We start from the raw sequence: 23,239 nt of genomic DNA, 5'->3' as shown, positions 1-23,239 counted from the left end.
TTATGGGATACGATGCACCACTTTCAAAGCCACAGCAACAAAGCTTCCAAGCAATGAAGCTTAGCGAACTATTGGGCTATGTCAAGGGGGTGCTTAATAATGCTCTTGGAGGGTACTACTGGATCACTGCCGAAGTCTCTAATATCAGCCAGTCTGCACATAATGGGCATGTCTACTTTGATCTTGTCGAGACGCAGAATGGCATTAAGAAAGCATTCGTAAGGGGTAATCTATGGTCGGGTCGTGCTTCGCAAGTATTGCCTCGTTTCTACCAAGTGACTGGTGGACCCATCACTTTCGGAATGGAGTTGATGATGCTAGTGAAGGTTGATATGCATCTTCAATATGGGCTTTCCCTGACTATTTATGATATTAATCCTGAGTACACTTTAGGGCATCTGGAGCGATTACGCCAGGAGACCATCAACAAACTCAAGGCTGATGGTATATGGGATCTAAATCGCCAGCAGTATCTTCCAAGTCTTATCCAGAGAGTGGCGGTGATTACATCAGCTACAGCTGCAGGGTGGGGCGACTTTCAAAAGCAAATCTCCCAAAATCCAGTCGGCCGACTTCTTAAGATTACGCTGTTTTCATCAATGATGCAGGGTGAGGGAACCACCGCCTCTATTGCCAACTCACTTACCAAGATCGCAGAAAACCTTGAGGATTTTGATGCCGTAGTAATGATCCGCGGTGGGGGAAGCAAGATGGATCTATCTGCCTTTGATGATTATTTACTCTGTAGTCTTGTTGCCAATTTTCCGCTACCGATTATTACCGGTATAGGTCATGAAAAAGACCTCTCTGTAGCCGATATGGTTGCTCATACACCCCAAAAAACGCCGACCGCAGTTGCCGACTTTCTCCTAAGGCGAATGGAGCTAGTCGTTACTCAGCTATTTAATGCTGAGAGCAGACTTGAGGCTATCCTCACTGAGTCAATGGAGAAGTCAAGTCAAAAGCTAGACTACCTATCGCAGAGAAGCCAACTTATTTTAGGCCAAATCGAACGGAAATCACTACTCCAACTCAGCGACTTTAGCCACTCTCTTGAGAGAAATCTAAGCGTGCGTCTAAGACTTGAGACAGATAGAGTTCATTCTAATCAATTACACTTGGAGCATCTGCTACAGCTCCACAATTCAAAGAACCACCAAGGAGCGCAGATGATTACTTACCTTTCCCAGAGGCTAACTTCTTGGCTGAAAAACTTGCCTCGGAAAATGCTCGAAACTCAGGTGCAGTATGAGCGGATAGCTGAGCTACATAGTCCTCAAAACATCATGAAGCGCGGCTTTCTGCCAGTATTGAAAAATGGTGAGCCTATCCAAAGTGTCCATTCATTACAATTATCAGATAGCCTAAAGGTGTTATTACTTGATGGGGAGATTACCACAAACATTCAATCTATAGAGAAAAAAGAAGATGAATAACCAAGATACAGATATAGAGCTAACGTACGATGAGGCGGTTGCAGAGACAGAAGCGATCCTAAACGAGTTGGAAAGTCAGCAGTTACCTATTGACCAAATCCTAGCCAAGAGCAAAAGGGTGGTAGCTTTAATTGCCCATTGCCGAAAGGAGATCTCAAAGGTAAGCGATGAGGTGGATAATATCCTCAGTGAATTGAAACAAAACGAATCAAAAACCAATTCACAAGAGCAGTAATACCCAATTACTATGGATCTGATTACCTCCCTCATCTATAAAGCAATGTCTTTTCGCCTTCGTAAGATAGAGCGATACACTACAGAAAGCGACTCCATACAAATGGCTCAGCTAGCACAGGTGCTGAAGCGGTTGAATAATACAGCTTATAGCACAAAGTATAGCAAGAAGTCCATTCAATCATACGAAGAGTTTAGCAAGAGCATTCCAATTGTGGAGTACGAAAATATTCGCACCTTTGTAGAGGAGATGCTTAAGGGAGAGAGAGGGCAGCTTTTTTCTGAAAAGTGCCAGTGGTTTGCCACATCAAGTGGCACATCAGGTGGACGGAGCAAATACCTACCTGTTCCCAATTCTCATCTTCGAAAGTGCCACTATAGAGGCGCCTCCGATACCCTTTGGCTCTATTTGGATACACGGCCCGATAGCCAGTTTTTCAAACATAAAAGTTTAGTTATTGGCGGAAGTCATAGTCCCAGTCAGTATGGTCGAGGAACTCATACGGGCGACCTATCAGCTATCCTAGTCCAAAATATGCCATTGCTAGGCCAGCTTTATAGAGTTCCCTCCAAAAGCACACTGTTAATGGGCGAGTGGGTATCCAAGATGCAGAAAATAGTGGAGGAGGTACACAGCGAGGACGTTGGTAGCTTATCAGGTGTACCGAGTTGGATGCTTGAGACCATTATGGCTATTTTAGAGAAGACCAATAAGCAAAACCTTTCTGAAGTTTGGCCTAATCTTGAAGTGTTCTTTCATGGAGGCATCAGCTTTGAGCCCTACAGAGATAAGTACCAATCCATTATCCCAAGTAGTAGGATGCAATATCGAGAGACTTACAATGCAAGTGAAGGCTTCTTTGGCATCCAAAACGACCCTTCGGATAAGTCTATGCTACTGATGCAAGACTACGGTATATTTTATGAATTCATCCCGATGTCGCACTTTGATGACCCAGAGAGATCGGCCATACCACTTTGCGATGTACAGAAAGGCGTCAATTATGCGATGGTGATCTCCACATTGGGCGGGCTTTATAGGTATGTGATAGGGGATACCATTCAGTTTACCGAGCTCAGCCCATACAAGTTCGTCATCACAGGTCGCACCGCCAGCTACATCAATGCTTTTGGAGAAGAGCTTATGGTGCACAATGCCAATGATGCTATCACCACAGTTGCCAGCGATATGGGGCTTATGGTGCTAGAGTATACTGCAGGTCCGCGATTTAACCTGGACAAAGCCAATGGTTATCACGAGTGGGTCATTGAGTTTGACAAAGCCCCATCCGATCCCACTCTCTTTATGGACCAGCTAGATAAAGAGCTCCGCAAGGTCAATAGTGATTACGATGCCAAAAGGTACGCCGATATGGCACTGCTAATGCCAAAGCTAGTTATTGCCAAGAAGAACCTCTTTAGAGAGTGGTTAATCAAAGAGGGAAAGCTAGGCGGACAGCATAAGATTCCCCGACTCAAAAACGATGCAACGTTTCTTGACCAGCTAATAGAACTGAATAAATAGACAAATATATAAAGAGACTTCTAGGGTATTTCCCTATGAAGTCTCTTTTTTTAATTGCTATGTCCAACTCTACTGCTCTTCTTTTATTTCACCCAATTGGATGGCGATATACCACTTGGTGTCTGGGCCATTGGGGTCGTAGAGTAGGTCTTGTATCGCTTGCTTGCCTTTCTCCTTGGCTTTTTCCCATGCTAGTTCGGGGATAGGCTCAGAGTAGTCGCATCTGAAGTCGCCACCCTTGTAGTAGGCTTCTGGAAGAAAACAAACGCCAAGTATTGGTGAGGTGAGGCTTTGCTCCTCCTTGCTACAAGTTATCTCTATTTGATCGTAGTATCTTGGTACAAAGCCAAAGATGCCGTGGGCGTAAGCATCTAATCGGATCTCATCTTCAGCCAAAAGGTTGGGGTTGTTCAGGATAAGTTCTTCTTTGGACTCTCGTACATCAACGTAGGTGGGCATAGACTTTTCGTCTACCAACTTGTAGATGATGGTCACCTCTCCCTCTTTAATCTGGTGGTAGAGCTTTTCCCTCACCTCCACTTGCAGTGTATTGATGCTGGACTTGGATTTCTGAGGGGCGACAAACTTAAAGTAGTTGGGGCTAGAGGTCAATTCTTTGGTGACTAGGGGGTGATTCATCAATGGGCCTTTGAACCTTTTGCCATCCCACTCATTGATCTTTAGATGATGATTTGCTTCATCGATCATCTCCTGAATGGTGAGTGGTACTCTTTTGAATGGTCTATTCTCTTTCTTCATATGCTTATATCTTTCCTATCAATCCTTGCTTATTCGTCCCAAAAGTCAGTCCAGTCGTCATCTTTATCCACGTCATCAAACGAATCAATAAACCAATTGGGATTTGTTTCGCTCTGTATAAACTCCTCAAGGTCTCGGCGCTCTTTTTTAGTTGGTCTGCCGGTACCTTTTCGTCTGCCTGCTTGGCTAGTCATTCTATGTAGCTCCCATAGGTCATATTCGCTCTGTGGGGTCAGGTTCCTTTGGTAGATATGCACTAGCTTTGGTCCGACCCTATTATTCAAAAGCTGAAGCACCTCAAGCGAAAGGGTCATGGGCGGTTTCCTCACCTCTATTCTGTCACCCACCTTGATCATAGATGAGGGTTTGAGAGTACGTCCAGAGATAGATACCCGCCCTTTTTTGCAAGCATCAGCCGCGATAGAGCGTGTCTTGAATACTCTAGTAGCCCATAGCCACTTATCAATTCTCTGTAGTTCGCTCATCCTCTCTCCTCTTCTTCTTTGAGTGGGTATTGAATTGATTCATTGTCCGCTCTAGCCCTGCCAGGCAAAATGAACGAACTATCTCTGCTCCATTCTTGCAGATCTCGGGTAAGAGCTGCTGCTCATCATCATCAAACGTCCCGAGCACATAGTCAATTTGAGATCCCTTGGGATAATCGCTTCCTATTCCAAATCTTAGTCGGGCATAGGCCGAGGTGCCTAGCGTGGCTTCAATATGTTTAAGACCGTTGTGCCCACCTGCACTTCCTTTCCCTTTGAGACGAAGCGTGCCAAAGGGCAGTGCTATTTCATCGACAATTACCAGCAGACGCTCGAGTGGCACCTCCTCCTCTTTCATCCAATAGCGAACCGCATTGCCACTTAGATTCATAAAGGTAGAAGGCTTGACGATGACTAGCTCTTTATTCTTTATCTTCACTCGAGCAACACTTCCATATCGCAGCGATTGAAATTTTAAGGGATCACCAACGAGTGCATCAGCAATCATAAAGCCGGCATTGTGCCTTGTCCCTTCGTACTCCGAGCCAATATTTCCTAGCCCAACGATTAAAAACTTATTGGGATTCATCTCTCTTTTTTTCTTTGTTTTGAAAATAGAGCTCAGCTTGCTCCACAAGTTGCTCATACCATTCTTTTCCATAAGCTCTAATAAGAGGTTCTTTCAAAAATTGATACACCCTGAGGTTTAGCTTGCGACCCAACTCGCGTGCTGGTTCGCATATGGGCACCCACCTTGAGTAGTTGAGTGCTTTCTTGCCATCCCTTAATTGCGATACCCTGATTGGATAGAGATGACACGATATTGGCTTGTAGAAAGACCGATCAATCCCCTCTGTATAGCACTTCTCAAAAGCACACCGCACGGAGTGGTCCCTCTCAAGGCATGTAAATACACACTGCTCTCCGTCGATGATTTGTGTGACCAAGTCGCCATCGGCATCTTCGTACATTAGCCCATGCTCTTCAATATACTTTAAGTGCTTTTCAGGTAAAAGCCTCTGGACGTTGGGGAAAGCATTGCAGATCATCTCTACCTCCTCTCGCTCAATGGGTGCACCAGACTCTCCCTCGATGCAACATGCTCCGTGGCAAGCCTCAAGGTCGCAGCAGAAGTAGGTCTCTAACACTTCAGAGCTAACTATGATATCTCCAACAATGATCATCTATTTATCATAAAAAAAGACGGGGCAAGTAGCATATACTCGCACCCGTCTTTTCGCTTATCTGTAAATGTTTTCTTGAGATGCGATTACTCCGCTGACTGTGCTGCGTCACCAGACTCTGCAGACTCCTCAGCTGTCTCCTCATCTTCCTCCTCGGTGCTGCTAGCAGCAGAGCGAGAAGTACGAGTGACACGTACGGCACAAACTACAGCATTCTTAGAGTTGAGCAATTCAAGATTGTCGAAAGATAGATCCCCAACCTGAATGGTCTTGCCAATCTGAAGTTTAGACACGTCGATGTGTAGACGCTCAGGGATATTCTCATAAAGCGCTTTCACACGTAGTTTACGCATATCAAGAGTGAGGTTACCACCGGCACGTACACCGACAGCGTGGCCATCAAGCACCACAGGTACTTCCATAGTGATTGGCTTCTCCTTTGAAACCTCTAGAAGGTCAATATGAAGAATATGATCAGTAACAGGGTGGAACTGAATATCCTGAAGGATACATGTGCGTACCCCTGCACTTGTATTGAGCTCAATGACAAAAATATCAGGAGTGTATACAAGATTTCTCAAATCCTTCTCCTTGACGGTAAGCATTGTAGCCTCTTTGCCATCTCCGTAAATCACTGCAGGAACTAAACCCTGCTTGCGAAGTGCCTTCGCCTCTTTCTTGCCTTTGCTCTCGCGAACTTCGGCGGCTAGTTGAAATGTTTTCATTTCTAATGATAAATTAATGTGTTACTCAAAATTAGCCTCTTCACTAATTTCCCATCACACTGGGAGCTTTCCTGAAAAAGCACTGCAAAGGTACTAATAATCTCGCATATCTGCCATAGATCTGCTGTGACACATCAGTGGTTACGCATTAGGAGAGTCAACTGCGGGGTCTCCTATTTATCGGGGCCTATCCCAATTGATCCCATTTACCCCCATGAGATACTCCACCACCCAAAGATTTAGGCTGTGAAATGAGGTGAAGAATCTGACTAAAGTGGATCCACCGAGAGTGATTTTTCAACCGACTGGAATTCAGTCCTATATATTAGCGTTGACCGAGTTGCAACTAAGCAATCGGCGAGTTGCAACTAAGCAATCGGCGAGTTGCAACTCGGCAAATGCTTAGATGCAACTCATTTTTCACCCTGCTAGCATGGGGTTTATGCAATGGGGTACGTCAGAACTTCCTCGGAGAACCTTGCTCGTGTGTCCAATACGAGCTAAGCATATTATTTCATTATGCTTCTAACCATGCGTCACCTCCTAATGTGTCGGTCACAAATTACGATATGTGGCAATAAATGGGTACTTTTGCTTTAGTTTGGACATCATAAGAAATGAAAAAGGATGAATAGTATGTTTAATAAAGACAATGAATTGATATTAGCTATATTTAGCGGTCAGGATAGGCCTGGCATTTCTGCTGCGATCACAGAGACGCTTGCTAAGCATAAAGTGACTATCCTTGATATTGGCCAGAGTGATACTCATAATAATCTAACGCTTGGAATCCTTTTTTCTGCTCTCAGTAGTGAGAATGGGAATATCCTTAAGGAGCTACTATTCAAAGCTAATGAACTAAACGTCCATGTTTCATTTCAACCAATTACTCCTGAGGAGTATACGCAGTGGGTGCAGGCTCAAGGTAAAAATAAGTATATCGTGACCCTCCTGGCGAAGCAATTTACAGCCAAGATGGTCTCTGCAATTACTCGTGAAGTGGCTCTGCAGGGAATGAACATTGATGCTCTGGACCGTCTTACAGGGCGTATTCCACTGATTGAGACGGAGCGTGTTCCCAAAGCAAGTATCGAGATTTCGTTGAGAGGTACCCCTCGGGATAGGGAAGAGCTGCAGCGGAAGTTTATGGAGGTGGCGAATAAATATCAGGTGGATATCTCTTTCCAGCAGGATAGTATGTTTAGGCGTATGCGTCGATTGATCTGCTTTGATATGGACTCTACGCTGATCAAGACGGAGGTGATTGATGAACTTGCCAAGCGTGCTGGAGTTTATGACGAAGTTGCTCATATTACTGAGCGATCAATGAGAGGTGAGATAGACTTCAACGAGAGCTTTGTGGAGCGTGTAGCTTTACTCAAAGGACTAGATGTATCGGTGATGCGAGATATCGCAGAGAACTTGCCGCTTATGGAGGGCATGGAGCGAACCATGAAGATCCTTAAGAGGGTGGGCTTTAAGATTGCCATACTGAGTGGTGGATTTACCTACTTTGGTAAGTATCTCCAAAGTAAATTCGGCATCGATTATGTCTATGCTAATGAGCTGGAAGTGGTGGATGGTAAGCTGACTGGCCGTCACCTAGGAGATATTATCGATGGTAAGCGCAAGGCGGAGTTGCTGAAGCTGATCGCTCAGGTGGAGAAGGTAGATATCCGCCAGACGGTAGCGGTGGGTGATGGAGCTAATGACTTGCCTATGATCAGTATCGCAGGGCTAGGTATTGCTTTCCATGCAAAGCCAAAGGTGAAGGAGAGTGCACAGCAATCGATTACCACAATGGGGTTGGATGGAATCCTTTACTTCTTGGGATATAAAGACTCTCACTTGGATGAGATAGAGTTTTCAATGTATTGATAAGGAATTGAATAATATTGTATGATACGCCATATAGTGCTTTTTGGCTTCGAGTCCTATCCTAGTGGACAGAGTAAGGAACAGTTTTTGAAGGAGGCGAAGGCAGCTTTTGAGGAGTTGCCACAGCATATTGATTGCTTGAAAAGTCTTAAAGTGAGCTTCAATATCAATCCTAATGAGTCGTACGACCTAATGCTGGAAGGGGTATTGAGTAGTGCAGATGAAATAGAGATTTATGCAAAGCATCCGGAGCATGTGGCTAGAGTGAAGCAGTATATTAAGCCTTTTGTGTCAAAACGAGCTTGCGTGGATATAGAAGAGTAGTGGATCGGTATTATTTTCGTTCGCCTGTAGGCATAGTGGAGTGCCTACTAGAGGAGAGCGGGAAGATACTATCTTGTAATCCTTGCAAAACTGCCGACAATTCACTTATTAAGTATGCCATAGAAAGCCACCCAAAGCTAGCCGATGCATTTAGATGTATCTCGCCAGCGCCACCTCAGTATACTTTAGACCTTTTAGCACCAAGATGGGCACCTCACTTTTGGTTGACTTTGAGCCAAATACCATATGGTGCCACTCTCTCATATTCGGAGTTGGCATCTCGTTTAGGACTTAGTAGCGGTTTTGCACGGGTTATAGGTTCTCAGTTGGGAAGGAACAAGCATTTTCTGCTACTACCTTGCCATAGGGTGATAAAATCTGACCATACACTGGGAGGGTATAAATGGGGTACTCAACTAAAGAGAAAGATCTTAGACTACGAACAAAATGGCCAAGCTAATAGATACGAATAGGGTAGATGGACATTTCATGGAGCTGATCATTTGTGAAGAGCTTAGCAAGAGAGGCTTTGTGATTTTGGAACGGAACTACAGGGTGGGGCGACTAGAGATAGATATCATAGCACTGGAGGGAGATGTCCTTTGTTTTATTGAAGTAAAAAGCCGATCCAATCCTATCATTATGTCGGAATTGGATCGACTAGTCACACCTGAACAGCAGAATCATCTCATCTGGGCTTCCAATAGGTATTGCCAAAATCTCAGAAGGGTGAAGTATAAGACAGTCCGCTTTGATTATATTCTAGTCTATGCTCCAGATAAGGTTCATCCAAAGAGTGTCAAGCATATAAGGAATGCTTTTGTCCCAACTGTATGAGGTAATTGTCATAGTGAACAAGCGTTATGGAAGTGGTGTCATTGAGCGCAGTAGGGAATAGTAGGTTGGAGGGAATAAAAGACCTTTGAAGCCTAGAATAACTAATATTTTTTTGGTACCTTTGTATGTAATAGGGGTGGGCTATATGGGGGAGTCTGAGTGAATAAGTACATAGTATATTATGAGTGAAGAATTAATGGCAGGGGTGAGTGGTGTGCCGAATGAGAAGGGTCATTACGACTCATCTAACATCCAAGTTCTGGAGGGGCTTGAGGCGGTACGTAAGCGTCCCGCGATGTATATAGGGGATATCAGTTCTAAGGGACTGCACCACTTGGTCAACGAGGTGGTGGATAACTCAATTGATGAAGCGATGGCTGGCTATGCTAGCCATATTGAAGTGGAGATCAATGAGGATGACTCTATATCGGTGCATGATGATGGGCGTGGAATCCCAGTGGATCGGCACGAGAAGCTCGGAAAGTCGGCTTTGGAGGTGGTAATGACGGTACTTCACGCCGGTGGTAAGTTTGATAAAGGCTCATATAAAGTTTCTGGAGGCCTCCACGGAGTGGGCGTCTCTTGTGTTAATGCACTTTCGGATAAGCTAGTTGCAGAGGTCTACAGAGATGGCAAGATATATAGGCAAGAGTATTCTAGGGGTATTCCACAAACCGCAGTAGAGGTGATTGGGGAAACAGATAGGACAGGAACCTCTGTCACATTCCATCCTGATCACTCTATCTTTGTGGTGACTAAGTATGAATTCAAGATACTTGCCGATAGACTTAGAGAGTTGGCATACCTTAACGCCGGAGTACGGCTTTCCATTACTGACTTTAGGGATAGAGACGAGGATGGAAATCCAAAGAGCCAGAGCTTTTATTCGGAGGAGGGATTGAAGGAGTTTGTCCGCTATCTTGATGGCAATAAGGAGCATCTGATGGATGAGGTGATTCATATTGTCAACGACAAAGGGGAGATCCCAGTGGAGGTGGCAATGACCTATAATACCACGTTCAATGAGAATGTCTACTCATATGTCAATAATATCAATACCATTGAGGGCGGTACTCACCTCACAGGATTTAGGCGAGCATTGACGCGCACGCTGAAGAAGTATGCCGATGACTCTGGTCTTCTGGAGAAGGAGAAGGTGGAGGTATTGGGCGATGACTTCCGTGAGGGTCTTACAGCAGTGATTTCTATCAAAGTACAGGAGCCACAGTTTGAGGGACAGACGAAGACCAAGCTAGGTAATAGCGAGGCGGTAAGTGCGGTAGATACAGCTGTCTCGGAGGCTCTAACCAACTTCCTGGAGGAGAACCCTAAGGAGGCTCGGATGATCGTGGACAAGGTGATTTTGGCTGCTAAAGCTCGTATGGCTGCTAAGAGAGCCAGAGAGATGGTACAGCGTAAGGGGCCAATGTTTTCGGGTGGTCTGCCAGGGAAATTGGCCGATTGCCGAAGCCGTGACCCTGAGATATGTGAGCTTTTCCTAGTGGAGGGTGACTCGGCAGGTGGTACAGCCAAGCAGGGTAGGGACTCTATGTTTCAGGCTATTTTGCCACTGAGAGGTAAGATCCTCAATGTGGAAAAGGCAATGATGCACCGTGTGCTTGAGAATCAGGAGATCCAAGCGATGTATACTGCTTTGGGAGTATCTATCGGTACGGAGGAGGATCCAAAGGCTCTCAATATAGATAAACTAAGGTATCACAAGATCATCATCATGACCGATGCCGATGTCGATGGTAGCCATATCGCTACGCTCCTATTGACCTTCTTCTTCCGCCATATGCGTGTATTAATTGAAAGAGGGTACGTCTATATTGCTAATCCTCCACTATATCAATGCAAGAAAGGGGATATCGTAAGATACTGCTGGACAGACGAAGACAGAAAAAACTTTGTCGATGACTTTGCCGATGGTGAGGAGAGCAAGGTAATTGTGCAGCGATACAAAGGTCTGGGAGAGATGAATCACGACCAACTTTGGGATACAACGATGGATCCTGAACAGCGCTACTTGAAGCTGGTAACCATGGAAAGTGCCGCTGAAGCCGATGTGGTATTCTCTACCCTTATGGGTGAGGATGTGGTACCCAGAAGAGAGTTTATAGAGCAAAATGCTACGTATGCTAATGTCGACGCCTAATTGCTCGGCATCTTTATAAAGTATTAATTTTTCATAGGGGGTACAAGGGATGCATCTCTCTTGTGCCCCCTAATTCATAAATGAACTAGGCTATGAAAGACGATCAATTGCTGAGTAGTATAGATTTCTCTTTAGAGACCTTACAGCGAGATATTGATAAGGTCAATCCAAACTCAGGGAAGAAGCCTGTTATTGGCATTTCTGCTAACCATAATCATCTGGATGAAAATAGGCTCACTCATACATATAGTGATTGTATTCGTCATGCCGGTGGAATCCCTTTGATGATCCCGCAGACCACTGATTTAGAGCTTCTATTGGGTACGCTAGGTCGATGTGATGGATTGGTGTTATCGGGGGGTTGTGATATCCACTCTTTGTGGTGGGGTGAGGAGCCTGCTCCTGGTGTAAATACCATTGATCATCTCAAGGACTATTACGACTTGGCTCTTGTGAAGTGTGCGCTCAAGTGGAATATACCTATCCTAGGCATATGTCGGGGCTTACAGATCCTAAATGTAGCACTAGGAGGTACCTTAATTCAAGACCTAGCCAGTAAGGATAACCTCATTAACCATAATCAAACCGCCTCGAGGTATGAGGTTTGGCATAAGGTATATATTTCGCCGAATAGTCGGCTCCAGAGAATTTTGAGGGAGGAGGAGTTGTTGGTCAACTCTTTTCACCACCAAGCGGTAGGTGTTGTGGCACCAGGTGGTACAGTATGTGCTACCTCTCGCGATGGAGTTATTGAGGCGGTAGATTATTATCCTGAATACAATGCTCTAGGAGTACAATGGCATCCTGAAGCGTTGGCTTGGGAAGGAAAGACGGCACATCACCATCTTTTTACCCACATAATTGATGAAGCGAAGCTTTATCACCACGCTCGCGCTTTCCATAAGCACCATTTGACGCTTGATTCGCACGTGGATACCCCTTCTATTTTGGTGGGAAATCCTTGTGCCGAAAACTTACAGCCTAAAGTGGATTATAGTGGAATGATTACTGGTGGACTGGACCTCGTCTTTATGGCTGCCTATGTACCTCAGGGTTCGGAGAAGCCTTTTGAGCAAGTCCTCGAGATGCTGGAGGCAACGGATGCTTATGTTGCTGCACATCGGGAGGATATGAAGCTCATTTATGACACAACTACTGTGCCTGATGCAAAGAGGATGGGTCTAGTGATGGTCTGTAAGGCGGTGGAAAATGGGTACGCAATCGGTAATGACTTGCACAAACTAGAAGAGTTGGCTCGAAGAGGGGTGAAGTATATGACGCTTTGCCACAATGGAGATAACTTGATTTGTGACTCGGCTATAAAGAGTAGCCAAACCCATGGAGGTCTTAGTGACTTTGGGGTGGAGGTAGTGCGTGAGATGAATCGCCTAGGTATTGCTGTTGATGTCTCTCACGCCTCGGATAGTACGGTGGCTCAGGTACTGGAGATAAGCAATCGACCAATTATAGCTAGCCATAGTTCCTGTAGAGCCCTCTATAACCACCCAAGGAATCTACCAGATGAGTTACTCAAGGCTATTGCAGAAAAGGGTGGTGTGGTGCAGATATGTATGTACCATGGCTTCCTCAAGAAGCAAGGAGCTACTGTAGCAGACTTTGTTGATCACATTGAGCATGCCATCAACATTTTGGGAGCGGATCATGTAGGGATTGGTACCGACTTTGATGGCGGTGGTGAGGTGATAGGATGCAGAAGTACCTCCCAATTACTGAGGGTTACTATGGAGATGATGTCTCGAGGACTTGCTATAAAGCAACTAGAAGGCATATGGGGAAAGAATTTACTAAAAGTTATACTCTAATTTTATTACCTTTGCACACAAGTTTATTGATTTATCCAATACACATAACTCATTATGAATAAAATCGTATCTAGGGAAAACCTATCCGAAAGAGTGGTAAAGTTCGTCATTGAAGCCCCTCGAATTGCAAAGTCTCGTAAAGCAGGGCACTTTGTAATTGTTCGCGTTGGTGAAAAGGGGGAGAGGATCCCACTTACTATTGCTGATTCAGATGTTGATGCCGGCACGATCACATTGGTGGTACAGAATGTAGGACGGAGCTCCAGCAAACTCTGTGAGCTACACGAGGGTGACTATGTTACCGATGTGGTAGGGCCACTTGGACAAGCTACAAAGATCAAGAAGTATGGCACGGTGATTTGTGCAGGTGGAGGCGTGGGGGTAGCTCCATTATTCCCTATTGTACAAGCAATGCACAAGGCCGGTAATCGGGTGATTGTAGTTCTCGCTGCGAGGAATAAAGACCTGATCATACTGGAGAAGGAGATGAGGGCTAATTCGGACGAAGTGGTGATTATGACTGATGATGGTTCCTCGGGAAAGAAGGGACTCGTCACTGCCGGAATTGAGGAGGTGCTTCAGCGTGAGCACGTGGATCTGTGCGTCACGATTGGCCCTGCCATAATGATGAAGTTTGTGGCGGAGCTAACTAAGAAGTATGAGGTGCCAACATTTGCTAGCCTCAATACAATTATGGTGGATGGGACTGGCATGTGTGGTGCGTGCCGAATTACCGTGGACGGGCAGACAAAGTTTGTATGTGTGGATGGTCCGGAATTTGATGCACACAAGGTGGACTTTGATGAGATGCTAAAGCGTATGAATGCATTTAGAGACCAGGAATTGATCAATAGATAATCGTATATGGAACTTGTAAAAGAAAGAAGGGCACAGGAGTGGCGTGAGCAACTTAGAAAAAGCATGAGTGCCAAGGATAGAATGGCCCTTAAGAGGGTGGAGATGCCTTCACTCGATGGAAAATATAGAGCGACTAATCATGAGGAGGTGAGCCTCGGACTTACTGATGAGATGGCCCTTCAAGAGTCTAAGCGATGCCTTGACTGTGCCAGTCCTACCTGTATGGAGGGATGTCCTGTAAGCATTCATATTCCAAGCTTTTTGAAGTATGTAGAAGCCGGAAAGCCTCTTGAGGCAGCTAAGATTATTCGAGAAACGAGCTCTCTTCCTGGTGTCTGTGGTCGAGTATGTCCGCAAGAGAGACAATGTGAGAGTAAGTGTATTTATACTCAGAAACTGAAGAAGCCAGCAGTGGCCATTGGCTTCTTGGAGCGCTATGTTTCTGATTACGAAAGAGTGGCGATTCAATCTGGTAAAGCTGGTGAAGAGCACGGGAATATTGTCCCCAATGGCATTAAGGTGGCTGTAGCGGGGTCTGGTCCTGCTGGTCTATCTTGCGCTGGTGACTTGGCAAAGTGGGGATATGATGTCACAGTCTTTGAAGCCCTTCATGAATTGGGGGGTGTACTTAGATATGGTATTCCAGAGTTTAGGCTCCCTAATGATATTGTAGACTTTGAGATTGATAAGCTCAAAGCCCTTGGCATCAAGTTTGAAACCAATGTGATTGTTGGCAAGACGGTTTCTTATCAAGACTTACATGACGAGGGGTTCAAAGCGATATTCGTGGGTAGTGGAGCTGGCCTGCCAAGGTTTATGCATATTCCTGGAGAGAACCTGGTGGGTGTGATGTCGAGTAATGAGTACCTGACGCGTGTCAATCTAATGCATGCAGGGCAGCCTGGTGCTGATACCCCTGTATCTCACGGCAAGAGAGTGGCGGTAATAGGTGGTGGTAATACCGCTATGGACTCTGTTCGTACCGCTCTCCGTCTTGGCGCTGAGCGTGCCATGATTGTCTATCGTCGTAGCGAAGAGGAGATGCCAGCTCGTCTGGAGGAGGTACATCACGCTAAGGAGGAAGGGGTGGAATTTATGACGCTCCACAATCCTGTAGAGTACGTAGATGATGGTACTGGTAAGGTTTGTGCGATGAAGGTACAGAAGATGGAGCTTGGCGAGCCGGATGCCTCTGGTCGTCGCAGTCCTATTCCAATTGAAGGGGCTATTGAAGAGATTCCAGTGGACCAAGTAGTAGTTAGTGTGGGGGTATCTCCAAACCCTATCATCCCAAATAACTTTGAAGGACTTAATATCTCTAAGCGGGGCACTATTATCGTAAACGAAGAGAGTAGTCAGAGTGACTTGAGTGATGTTTTCGCTGGTGGTGACATTGTACGAGGAGGAGCAACTGTGATTCTTGCTATGGGTGATGGTCGTAAGGCGGCTGCAGGAATGCACAAATACCTACAAAGCCTTCAGTAGTACCGTCGCCATTCACTAAGAACTATTATGATAGAGGGGGTATTGAAACTCACACGTTTTAATATCCCCTCATTTTTTGCTATCTTTGCAACCGAGTTATTACAAAGTTTAATTGAATAGAGATTATAATGAAAGATAAAGTTAGTTATGCCCTAGGCTTAAGTATGGGGCACAATTTCAAGGCAGAGGGCTTTGAGGTTAAGAGTGCTGAGGACTTTACCAAGGGCCTACTAGACGTTTTAGAGGAGAAGGAAAAGGCAATGACGATGGATGAAGCTAGAGAGGTGTTAAATGCCTATCTAACTAAAGTCCATGAGGAGCGTATAGAGCTAAATAAGAGTGCCGGAGCTGAGTATCAGCTCGTAAATAGCCACAAGGCGGGGGTAACAACATTGCCATCTGGGGTACAATATGAGATCCTAGTGAAGGGCGATGGCGAAAAGCCTAAGCTTACAGATAGCGTGAAGTGCCACTACCATGGTACCCTTATTAATGGCGTGGTATTCGATAGCTCGGTTCAACGTGGCGAGCCAGCTACATTCCCAGTGAATGGAGTGATACAAGGGTGGCAAGAGATTCTTCAATTGATGCCTGTGGGCTCGAAGTGGAGGGTGACCATCCCATACCAGCACGCATACGGCGAGCATGGTGCAGGCCAGATGATTGAGCCATATAGTACTCTTATCTTTGATATTGAGTTACTTGATATAGTAAAATAATAAATACAAACAAATTAATATTTTAAGCGATGAAAAAGATTTTATTAGGTGGAGCAACTATCCTATTTTCAGTAGGAATGCTTCTTTCTTCTTGTGGTGGTAAGGTGAAGCCTGCAAAGTTTACCAATGACACTGATAGCGTATCTTATGCTATTGGAGTGCTTAATGCTTCACAGATGAAAAATTACTTCCAGCAAGATTCTACTATAAAGCTTGATGATTTGATTCAGGGAATCATTGATGGAGCTTACGAAAAAGGTGGAAAGTCATCTTCTTACATGCAGGGCTACGGAATGGGTGATAACTTCCGTCAAGGAATTGAGCAAGATACCACTATTAACCTTGACAATTTCATTGCAGGTGTTGTAGCTGAGCTTCGCGATAAAAGCGTTATTGACCAAGATGCAGCCAATAAAATTCTTCAGGACTTCCAAGTGAAGATGCAGCAGAAGCAAGCTGAGGAAGCACGTCTTGCTAACGAAAAGAAGGTAAATGCTGAGAAGAAAATACTCGAAGAACTCGCAGCTGATGCTGATGTTCAAAAGACTGAGAGTGGTCTGATGTATAAGGTTGAAACTATGGGTACTGGTATTAAGCCAAGTGCTGATGATACTGTTACTGTTCACTACAAGGGTACTGATGTACTTGGTGAGGTATTTGACTCTTCTTACGATCGTAAAGAGCCAGCAGAATTCCCACTTAATGGTGTGATCAAAGGCTGGACTGAGGGCTTCCAACTTATGCCAGAGGGCTCAAAGTTTACTCTTTGGATTCCAGGTAACCTAGCTTACGGTGAGATTGGTGAACAAACTTATGGTCCTACAGGACTTCTAAAGTTTGAGTGCGAATTGATCAAGGTGACTCCTGCCAAGAAGTAAGGAAGTCATATTGCACTACATTAAAAGCGGTCTATCTGGCTAGATAGACCGCTTTTAATGTATATAGGTTATCCAATTGGCCGGATCAACTCTCGTAGTAAAGAGTCACTATCACACAAACTGGATACTAGAACCAGTATCCTGAGTCGGTGTGTTCGGAATCGTCATGAAGGCGAATGAGGATCTCATCCAATGCCTCTTTCTGGGTAATTCCATACGCATGAGCAATTGAATTAAGGTATTTCATATCGCTTTCAGTCATATTCTCTAGTTCGTAGTGCTCTACCGCCTCGTATCCATGAGCAAAAATGGTCACTGGTATTGTTAGTTCTACAAGCTTTTCACCTTGTGTGGGTATTTGGTAGTAGCGGTATGGGCTACCGCTTGATAACTTCCCTATAGAAGTGAGGTCGCAGAGGGTGATATGTAGAGAGCATTCAGAGCGGGGTACAGAGAAGCCTAGGTAGCCTTTGTATCCGATAGGGTTGGTTGAACCTACTACCTTAGCTCCATCTTTGATCCGTGCCGATAATGGATCGGTGTCGCAGTATATATAGGTAATGAAGTCAGCAGACTCTTTATATTTGTCCACTTCATTTTTATCTCCATCAAAAGTAGGGTGGGTATCTGAAACAGTAAAAAAGTGCTGAAGTCGTTTTGAATGATCTCCACCGAGAACTTTATCAGTTATCTGATTACCTTGAGCATCATAGTACTCTACCCAGAAACCGTAAGCAATCGCTATCTTTTTGCTTAGCTCGCTATCATTATTGATTTTTGGATCGTGCTCTCCGATGCCGCCTACTGCAAAAAGATGTTGCTCAGAGGTGGAAGATAAGATCATTGAGCCATCCGGCCCTTTTTCAAATATAAACCTATGAAAACGTCGCATATGTTTTTGTCCCTTTGCGTCTGCAGTTTGGTGAAAACCATAGGTGCCGTGTAAATGTCCCTCAATGACCACCACCTCCACCTTGGCTACTTCTGGTAGCTCTATTGGAGTTTGATTATTGGGACACTCCACATATTTGCAAGCTACAGCCATAAGAGCTGTAGCAATAAATAGTAATATATTAAGCTTCATATTTTGTGGTTATTTCTTAGGTTTTACATTGAGTTCAAAGGTAAAGTCTAGGTCATACTGCCCATTCGCTGTCCAAACACTTGGTTGGTAGAATGGCGACACCTTTCCCTCACTGCTCCACTTACTACCTCTTGCGTGAAGTAACCTAAGCCGTATTTTTAATTGTTCCGTAGGCACCTTAAAAGTCATTACGCCCTTGAGACCAATCGGATTCTCTTTGCCGATCACCTTGGCATCAGTTGAGATAGGGGCATCCCAAGGGTCTGTATCCAAGTACCTATAGTCAATTATTGACGTTGCACTTAGATTGCTTTCTTCAATCTTTGGCATGAAAAAGTGTTGATGTATCCGATCTTCCCCATTAGTTACATACTCACGGTTGATTGATTGCCCCGACTTGCTATAGTGGGTGACTTGGACGAAATAGGGGGTATCAGTCTGGAGAGTGATCACTTTGCTCTGTCGCCATTCGCTCGCTTGCGAGGCTATGATAGAGGCCGATGGCTCACCCGAAGGGATGAATTTATCCCCTTTCATAGCTCCAGGGGTGAAAGTTATCTCTATTTTATGTGTATCCTGATGATTCTTTTGCTTTGTTTCATCCACCGCCTCTTTTGGTTTGCAGCTTGTTGCCATTATTAGAATAGCGGATAGGGCTGCGAAAAGTAATTGTCTTGTTTGCATAATCTTTATTCAGTTAAAAGTTGTATGATATTGAAAATTGTATGTTCCTTCCTAAGTCATGAGCATAGTATCGTGCCAAGTTGGTGTACTCCTTGTACTCCTTATTGAATAGGTTCTCGATGCTAAGTTGGTAGGTGATTTCGCTATTCATTGCTATTCCCCCTTGAGTAAAACCCACATTGAGACCTACCAAATGGTAGGCAGGTGGGGCAAACTTAATAAGGTCGGTATCAGGGTCAAATCGCTTTTGCTTAGCAACGAATTTGTGCTGGAGTGAGATAGAGGCTTTATGTTTTCCTCCCAAAACTGCCCACTCTCCCTTGATCTCCTCACGAATGTGTAGCGGAGGCATATAGGGTAGATAGCGCCCTGTAGATTGCTCATTAGCCCATATCATGCCACTCGAAATAGTGTAGCTTAGCCATGAAAAGGGGTATACTGTAACTTCTGCATCTACCCCATGAAGTGCCGCTGATGTTTGTTTGATAGCGAATAGTGGATAGGTGCCCGATACTAGAGTGCGATAAGCTTTCGTAGGCTCTTGGTAAATATAATTATTGACCCACTGTAGGTACCCCTCTATATCAGCGTGCAACCAACTATTGAGGTAACTCAATGAGGCTACCCACTTCAATACTCTTTCGCTCTTTAGGTCCTTGTTGCCGATCATATAAATACCCCGCTCCATATCTAGACCATTGCTATACAACTCCGAAACATGAGGGGCTCTCCAAGCACTTCCAATCTGACTTCTAAGCGTTAGGCCGTTGGCAATTTCGGCATATCCTCCGATAGAGTAGGTGAGGTTATTTTGGTGCTCAATGCCTCCATAGTTTTGTCCATCATAGTCTATTCCTACTGCCTCAGTGCGTTGTCCATCCCCTCTAATCCCGATCTCTACACCCCACATATCTGTGTGGTACTTTGTAATTGTATAGACTCCCCATCCTCCTTGTACATAGTTGGGGATCATGGGGACCACGCCAGTCCCTGGTTTGTTGTAATTATCCGTGAAAGTGCCTAGTATTCCACTCTCTACCTCAAGGTGCTTATTAGCAGTATAGTGCCAAAGAAATTCACCTTCCACATTTTGTAATACAAGTGCAGATTCTGGTACGTGACTCAGTTTATTCCTTCTCAGATGATATTCGTTTCGAAGGTTGAGTTGATAGGCGATCATTCCCTCAAAACGATGGCGATTATTAGGGGTATAACCCATTTTTAGCTTTGCAAGACTATGGGAAGTCGTATGGTACCCATAATCTATTTTACGGGTAAATGGGGTAATGACATCTTGGGGAGGCCTTCCCATTTCAATACGTTCCTTTAATAAGTCTACATTCCCCATCTGTGCACCAAAGTAGGTGCCCTCTTTCTCTTGTAGAGAGCTGATAAGTAGCTCAGCTTCTAATGCAGTGCTTCGCCAACCTAGTTGCCCCAGCATACTCCACTGACGTTGTCCTGTATTATTGAGCAGATATTTGGCTGTTCTCTTGTCACCGCTATTGCTGTAGTCACCGAGAACTCTCCACGCAAGGTGATGTCCCATCCCTTTTTCTACCTTTCCAGACGCTCCATAGGCCAGTCCATTAGTGGCTCCATACAGAGTCGTTGACCCTTTAATACCCTCTTGAGTATAAGGGAGAGATGCTTGCTCTACAATGATAACACCTCCAAGGGCATCTGCGCCATAACGGACACTCTCAGCACCTTTTAATACGGTCACACGGCCAGCTTGGGCAAGGGCTATTTCTGGTGCGTGCCCCTGCCCCCACTGCTGGCTTTTGTGCCTCACTCCATTGTTGAGGATGAGAATACGCTCCCCATACATTCCATGGATTACTGGTTGAGATGATGAAACACCATTGGAGATAAGGCTCACCCCTCTCACCCCTTGTACTGCCTCCCCTAGGTTTTTGCCCATTTGCATGCCTAGAGTGAGGGCCCCAATGCTCTGACCCACTGCCGTCCGTCTTGTGGTATTTCCTTCAGTAGTTACCACCACTTCTCCCAAGGCTTCAGTAATAGGTGTCATGTGGATTACTCCACCTTTGCTTCTCCTCAATTTGTCTATTGATAGGCTTATCTTTTGATATCCGATGTAGCTAAAACTCACCGTCGTATTTGCTGCCAATCCTTGAGGCAAATCAATATTGCCCTCTTCATTTGTGACATTTCCTTCCCTACCGTAATGGACTAGCACTCCTGGAAGAGGCTGTAGCGTCTCATCATCAATTACCCTAATGAGTAGCCCTTTTGATCTCTCTTGTGCAGAGATATTAGCTCCACCATTCACCATGGCAAGAGCAATGAGGAGGAAAGGGATAATCCTCCTAAATATTAAGTTCATAAAGTATGTGATTTCCTAATTCCGTAGCAGTAGGCCAAGTCTTTGCACCACAATAATTGATGAGGTACAGGGACTTATCTTACTTGCTACAACTACTAACTACTAATCTCTAGCAATCAATAGCAAGAAAAGGAGGTGCACGAAGTAAGGGGTGCGAAAATGGATAGGAGGTGATTAGTGAAATATCATCGGGGTACTGATACTCAGTGCTACCGAAATGTACTATTTGTGCTTCGGATTGATCGCAACAATCAAAAGGGGAGTTGCCAAAGACTAGCAGGATACACTCCTCCTCACCTCCTGTATTTGTGTTGTCGGTAGAGGTGGCATGATGTAATAGGTGCTCTGGGGAAAGAGTATGCATACCCATAGCTCCTCCGAGCCAGAGTAGCACTACAAAGAGAGCGGCAGCGATCCATTCTCTCTGATGACCTAAATATCCGAATATACTATCTCTCCTTTTCACGCCACAAAGATAAGAATATATCTTCTAATTTTGAAGTCTTTTATCGCTATCATTTGTGTGCCTATTCAGGAATAGAATACAAGAAGTGTCAACACTTTCAGGAATAACGGGTGACTGGTGTGTACTATTTTCAGGAATACCACATGCTCTTTTCAAGGATACTGCATCAACCTCTTATTCCGTATGCGTGCGGAATGAATTCCGCAGGGCTACGGAATAGATTCCGCACGCATACGGAATACGTTCCGCAAGTATGCGAAATTTGTGGTCGGTATATTATCGCGTTCCTGATAGTGTTGACACTCCGGTGGATACCACTTGGAAAGACCTTTGTAATACGTAACCCCGGACATTTATTCTTAAGGATTGTTTCGAACAATTTATAGTTAATATATTTTTGAGTTTCTAAAAATATAGCTACATTTGGAGAACTTAAGTGATTGCGGACTTACTTTTTGCTGTACACCCTCTACAGCCATTTTCTTCGTTCGCAGTCATTACGAAGGAGAAGGATGTAACCTCCTCTTCATTGATTTTATTAACGACATAACCTACTTGATGTGACGGAAGTTGTATGGATGAAGTATTAAAAGAAAAGAAAATAGGGCTTTTTATCCCTTGTTATATTAATGCGGTCTACCCCGATGTGGGGATAGCTTGTTATAAGCTACTATGCTCTTTAGGGCTTGATGTAGACTATCCAATTGACCAAACTTGTTGTGGACAACCTATGGCCAATGGTGGCTACCAATCCAAGTCCAAGCACTTAGCTGAGAGATTTGACAAACTATTTAAGGAGTACGATTATATTGTAGGGCCTTCTGCTAGTTGCGTTGCGTTTGTGAAAGAGTTTCACCCTCAGATTCTAGGTCGACCAGTTCACGAGTGCCATTCCTCAGAGCATATCTACGACATTACTGAGTTTTTACACGATGTGGTGAAGCCAGAAAAATTTGCTTCAAAGTTTCCACACGTTGTCAGCATACACAATAGCTGTCACGGTGTAAGAGAATTGGGACTATCAGCTCCATCGGAACGTACTGTGCCCTACTTCAATAAAATCAGGGCACTACTTGAAAAGGTGGAGGGGATAACTGTAAAGGAGCCAAGTCGGCTTGATGAGTGCTGTGGTTTTGGAGGGCTATTTTCTGTAGAAGAACCCGAAGTCTCAGCTTGTATGGGACGTGACAAAGTTAATGACCATATTGCTACTGGTGCTGAATACATTACTGGGGCTGATAGCTCATGTCTGATGCATATGCAGGGCGTGATCGATCGAGAAAAGCTTCCAATTCGCACGATACATTTTCTAGAAATCCTAACCGCTAATCTATAAAGATCTACTGA

General features: G+C 44.7%; 23 protein-coding genes. 14 read left to right on the top strand and 9 right to left on the bottom strand.

The annotated features are described in order from the left end of the window. Positions 1 to 2 precede the first annotated feature (2 nt). Genes xseA through MWL85_RS03925 form a run of 3 tightly spaced genes read left to right on the top strand, consistent with a single transcriptional unit; the run spans position 3 to position 3,195 of the window. On the top strand, positions 3 to 1,436 hold the full coding sequence (gene xseA, locus MWL85_RS03935) for an exodeoxyribonuclease VII large subunit (RefSeq protein ID WP_244401500.1): 1,434 nt from the start codon (positions 3 to 5) through the stop codon (positions 1,434 to 1,436). Then, on the top strand, positions 1,429 to 1,671 hold the full coding sequence (gene xseB, locus MWL85_RS03930) for an exodeoxyribonuclease VII small subunit (protein WP_070707419.1): 243 nt from the start codon (positions 1,429 to 1,431) through the stop codon (positions 1,669 to 1,671). Before xseA ends, xseB begins: the two co-directional genes overlap by 8 nt. A gap of 12 nt (positions 1,672 to 1,683) precedes the next feature. Continuing rightward, positions 1,684 to 3,195 (top strand): GH3 auxin-responsive promoter family protein, encoded by a 1,512-nt coding sequence (locus MWL85_RS03925; RefSeq protein ID WP_244401499.1) that lies wholly within the window; start codon positions 1,684 to 1,686, stop codon positions 3,193 to 3,195. Positions 3,196 to 3,264: 69 nt separating this feature from the next. On the opposite strand, the gene MWL85_RS03920 is transcribed toward MWL85_RS03925, so the two are convergent. From MWL85_RS03920 to MWL85_RS03900, 5 genes are all read right to left on the bottom strand, one after another. Next, the gene (locus MWL85_RS03920) at positions 3,265 to 3,954 is read right to left on the bottom strand and encodes a hypothetical protein (protein WP_244401498.1); all 690 of its coding nucleotides are present in this window, start codon (positions 3,952 to 3,954) and stop codon (positions 3,265 to 3,267) included. Between the two features lie 29 nt (positions 3,955 to 3,983). Then, on the bottom strand, positions 3,984 to 4,439 hold the full coding sequence (locus tag MWL85_RS03915) for an RNA-binding S4 domain-containing protein (protein ID WP_244401497.1): 456 nt from the start codon (positions 4,437 to 4,439) through the stop codon (positions 3,984 to 3,986). Then, positions 4,417 to 5,028: an aminoacyl-tRNA hydrolase gene (pth, locus tag MWL85_RS03910; RefSeq protein WP_021903375.1), complete on the bottom strand. Its 612-nt coding sequence runs from the start codon at positions 5,026 to 5,028 to the stop codon at positions 4,417 to 4,419. The genes MWL85_RS03915 and pth overlap by 23 nt, the downstream gene beginning before the upstream one ends. Continuing rightward, positions 5,015 to 5,623 carry a DUF3109 family protein gene (locus tag MWL85_RS03905; protein WP_244401496.1) on the bottom strand — a complete coding sequence of 203 codons (609 nt, stop codon included), beginning with the start codon at positions 5,621 to 5,623 and terminating at the stop codon, positions 5,015 to 5,017. The genes pth and MWL85_RS03905 overlap by 14 nt, the downstream gene beginning before the upstream one ends. A gap of 86 nt (positions 5,624 to 5,709) precedes the next feature. Then, complete coding sequence (locus tag MWL85_RS03900; protein WP_244401495.1) at positions 5,710 to 6,348, bottom strand: 50S ribosomal protein L25/general stress protein Ctc; 639 nt, start codon at positions 6,346 to 6,348, stop codon at positions 5,710 to 5,712. Between the two features lie 627 nt (positions 6,349 to 6,975). Between MWL85_RS03900 and serB the strand changes: the two genes are divergently transcribed. From serB to MWL85_RS11590, 10 genes are all read left to right on the top strand, one after another. Beyond that, a complete protein-coding gene (gene serB / locus MWL85_RS03895; RefSeq protein WP_394802112.1) occupies positions 6,976 to 8,226 on the top strand; it encodes a phosphoserine phosphatase SerB in 1,251 nt (416 codons plus the stop codon). A gap of 21 nt (positions 8,227 to 8,247) precedes the next feature. Then, entirely contained in the window at positions 8,248 to 8,550 is a 303-nt protein-coding gene (locus MWL85_RS03890; protein WP_018028557.1) for a Dabb family protein, read from the top strand. After that, positions 8,550 to 9,023: a methylated-DNA--[protein]-cysteine S-methyltransferase gene (locus MWL85_RS11625; RefSeq protein ID WP_394802111.1), complete on the top strand. Its 474-nt coding sequence runs from the start codon at positions 8,550 to 8,552 to the stop codon at positions 9,021 to 9,023. The genes MWL85_RS03890 and MWL85_RS11625 overlap by 1 nt, the downstream gene beginning before the upstream one ends. Further along, the gene (locus MWL85_RS03885; RefSeq protein WP_244401493.1) at positions 8,998 to 9,387 is read left to right on the top strand and encodes a YraN family protein; all 390 of its coding nucleotides are present in this window, start codon (positions 8,998 to 9,000) and stop codon (positions 9,385 to 9,387) included. The genes MWL85_RS11625 and MWL85_RS03885 overlap by 26 nt, the downstream gene beginning before the upstream one ends. Positions 9,388 to 9,568: 181 nt before the next feature. After that, positions 9,569 to 11,545, top strand: coding sequence for a DNA topoisomerase (ATP-hydrolyzing) subunit B (gene gyrB / locus MWL85_RS03880; RefSeq protein ID WP_394802110.1), 1,977 nt, complete (start codon positions 9,569 to 9,571; stop codon positions 11,543 to 11,545). Positions 11,546 to 11,637: 92 nt separating this feature from the next. Beyond that, positions 11,638 to 13,368 (top strand): membrane dipeptidase, encoded by a 1,731-nt coding sequence (locus tag MWL85_RS03875; protein WP_244401492.1) that lies wholly within the window; start codon positions 11,638 to 11,640, stop codon positions 13,366 to 13,368. A gap of 54 nt (positions 13,369 to 13,422) precedes the next feature. Next, a complete protein-coding gene (locus tag MWL85_RS03870; protein WP_018028561.1) occupies positions 13,423 to 14,226 on the top strand; it encodes a sulfide/dihydroorotate dehydrogenase-like FAD/NAD-binding protein in 804 nt (267 codons plus the stop codon). A gap of 6 nt (positions 14,227 to 14,232) precedes the next feature. After that, positions 14,233 to 15,711 carry an NADPH-dependent glutamate synthase gene (gene gltA, locus MWL85_RS03865; protein WP_244401491.1) on the top strand — a complete coding sequence of 493 codons (1,479 nt, stop codon included), beginning with the start codon at positions 14,233 to 14,235 and terminating at the stop codon, positions 15,709 to 15,711. A 128-nt stretch (positions 15,712 to 15,839) separates the two neighbouring features. Beyond that, complete coding sequence (locus MWL85_RS03860; RefSeq protein WP_021903368.1) at positions 15,840 to 16,430, top strand: BamJ family beta-barrel-assembly machinery protein; 591 nt, start codon at positions 15,840 to 15,842, stop codon at positions 16,428 to 16,430. Positions 16,431 to 16,459: 29 nt separating this feature from the next. After that, complete coding sequence (locus MWL85_RS11590; protein ID WP_288764385.1) at positions 16,460 to 17,308, top strand: FKBP-type peptidyl-prolyl cis-trans isomerase; 849 nt, start codon at positions 16,460 to 16,462, stop codon at positions 17,306 to 17,308. Positions 17,309 to 17,435: 127 nt separating this feature from the next. Here MWL85_RS11590 and MWL85_RS03845 read toward each other — a convergent pair whose 3' ends face one another. The 4 genes from MWL85_RS03845 to MWL85_RS03830 all read right to left on the bottom strand — a co-directional run bounded on the left by MWL85_RS03845 (position 17,436) and on the right by MWL85_RS03830 (position 21,892). Beyond that, a complete protein-coding gene (locus MWL85_RS03845; RefSeq protein WP_244401490.1) occupies positions 17,436 to 18,392 on the bottom strand; it encodes a hypothetical protein in 957 nt (318 codons plus the stop codon). Positions 18,393 to 18,401: 9 nt separating this feature from the next. Next, positions 18,402 to 19,076: a hypothetical protein gene (locus MWL85_RS03840; RefSeq protein WP_244401489.1), complete on the bottom strand. Its 675-nt coding sequence runs from the start codon at positions 19,074 to 19,076 to the stop codon at positions 18,402 to 18,404. 13 nt (positions 19,077 to 19,089) lie between these two features. Then, positions 19,090 to 21,426 carry a TonB-dependent receptor gene (locus MWL85_RS03835; RefSeq protein WP_244401488.1) on the bottom strand — a complete coding sequence of 779 codons (2,337 nt, stop codon included), beginning with the start codon at positions 21,424 to 21,426 and terminating at the stop codon, positions 19,090 to 19,092. Between the two features lie 109 nt (positions 21,427 to 21,535). Further along, on the bottom strand, positions 21,536 to 21,892 hold the full coding sequence (locus tag MWL85_RS03830) for a hypothetical protein (RefSeq protein WP_244401487.1): 357 nt from the start codon (positions 21,890 to 21,892) through the stop codon (positions 21,536 to 21,538). A gap of 574 nt (positions 21,893 to 22,466) precedes the next feature. Here MWL85_RS03830 and MWL85_RS03825 point away from each other — a divergent pair. Beyond that, a complete protein-coding gene (locus tag MWL85_RS03825) occupies positions 22,467 to 23,228 on the top strand; it encodes a (Fe-S)-binding protein (RefSeq protein WP_018028570.1) in 762 nt (253 codons plus the stop codon). Positions 23,229 to 23,239 lie beyond the last annotated feature (11 nt).

The organism is Porphyromonas somerae, assembly GCF_022845615.1.
GTDB classification, from domain to species: domain Bacteria; phylum Bacteroidota; class Bacteroidia; order Bacteroidales; family Porphyromonadaceae; genus Porphyromonas_A; species Porphyromonas_A somerae.
Note: the sequence above shows the minus strand (reverse complement) of the source record. Positions and strands in the feature narration are given on the sequence as shown.

Excerpts from the sequence above, each read along its gene's own strand:
- xseA (WP_244401500.1), top strand. The coding sequence starts at position 3 with ATGGGATACGATGCACCACTTTCAAAGCCACAGCAACAAAGCTTCCAA.
- xseB (WP_070707419.1), top strand. The coding sequence starts at position 1,429 with ATGAATAACCAAGATACAGATATAGAGCTAACGTACGATGAGGCGGTT.
- MWL85_RS03925 (WP_244401499.1), top strand. The coding sequence starts at position 1,684 with ATGGATCTGATTACCTCCCTCATCTATAAAGCAATGTCTTTTCGCCTT.
- MWL85_RS03920 (WP_244401498.1), bottom strand. The coding sequence starts at position 3,954 with ATGAAGAAAGAGAATAGACCATTCAAAAGAGTACCACTCACCATTCAG.
- MWL85_RS03915 (WP_244401497.1), bottom strand. The coding sequence starts at position 4,439 with ATGAGCGAACTACAGAGAATTGATAAGTGGCTATGGGCTACTAGAGTA.
- pth (WP_021903375.1), bottom strand. The coding sequence starts at position 5,028 with ATGAATCCCAATAAGTTTTTAATCGTTGGGCTAGGAAATATTGGCTCG.
- MWL85_RS03905 (WP_244401496.1), bottom strand. The coding sequence starts at position 5,623 with ATGATCATTGTTGGAGATATCATAGTTAGCTCTGAAGTGTTAGAGACC.
- MWL85_RS03900 (WP_244401495.1), bottom strand. The coding sequence starts at position 6,348 with ATGAAAACATTTCAACTAGCCGCCGAAGTTCGCGAGAGCAAAGGCAAG.
- serB (WP_394802112.1), top strand. The coding sequence starts at position 6,976 with ATGAATAGTATGTTTAATAAAGACAATGAATTGATATTAGCTATATTT.
- MWL85_RS03890 (WP_018028557.1), top strand. The coding sequence starts at position 8,248 with ATGATACGCCATATAGTGCTTTTTGGCTTCGAGTCCTATCCTAGTGGA.
- MWL85_RS03885 (WP_244401493.1), top strand. The coding sequence starts at position 8,998 with ATGGCCAAGCTAATAGATACGAATAGGGTAGATGGACATTTCATGGAG.
- gyrB (WP_394802110.1), top strand. The coding sequence starts at position 9,569 with ATGAGTGAAGAATTAATGGCAGGGGTGAGTGGTGTGCCGAATGAGAAG.
- MWL85_RS03875 (WP_244401492.1), top strand. The coding sequence starts at position 11,638 with ATGAAAGACGATCAATTGCTGAGTAGTATAGATTTCTCTTTAGAGACC.
- MWL85_RS03870 (WP_018028561.1), top strand. The coding sequence starts at position 13,423 with ATGAATAAAATCGTATCTAGGGAAAACCTATCCGAAAGAGTGGTAAAG.
- gltA (WP_244401491.1), top strand. The coding sequence starts at position 14,233 with ATGGAACTTGTAAAAGAAAGAAGGGCACAGGAGTGGCGTGAGCAACTT.
- MWL85_RS03860 (WP_021903368.1), top strand. The coding sequence starts at position 15,840 with ATGAAAGATAAAGTTAGTTATGCCCTAGGCTTAAGTATGGGGCACAAT.
- MWL85_RS11590 (WP_288764385.1), top strand. The coding sequence starts at position 16,460 with ATGAAAAAGATTTTATTAGGTGGAGCAACTATCCTATTTTCAGTAGGA.
- MWL85_RS03845 (WP_244401490.1), bottom strand. The coding sequence starts at position 18,392 with ATGAAGCTTAATATATTACTATTTATTGCTACAGCTCTTATGGCTGTA.
- MWL85_RS03840 (WP_244401489.1), bottom strand. The coding sequence starts at position 19,076 with ATGCAAACAAGACAATTACTTTTCGCAGCCCTATCCGCTATTCTAATA.
- MWL85_RS03835 (WP_244401488.1), bottom strand. The coding sequence starts at position 21,426 with ATGAACTTAATATTTAGGAGGATTATCCCTTTCCTCCTCATTGCTCTT.
- MWL85_RS03825 (WP_018028570.1), top strand. The coding sequence starts at position 22,467 with ATGGATGAAGTATTAAAAGAAAAGAAAATAGGGCTTTTTATCCCTTGT.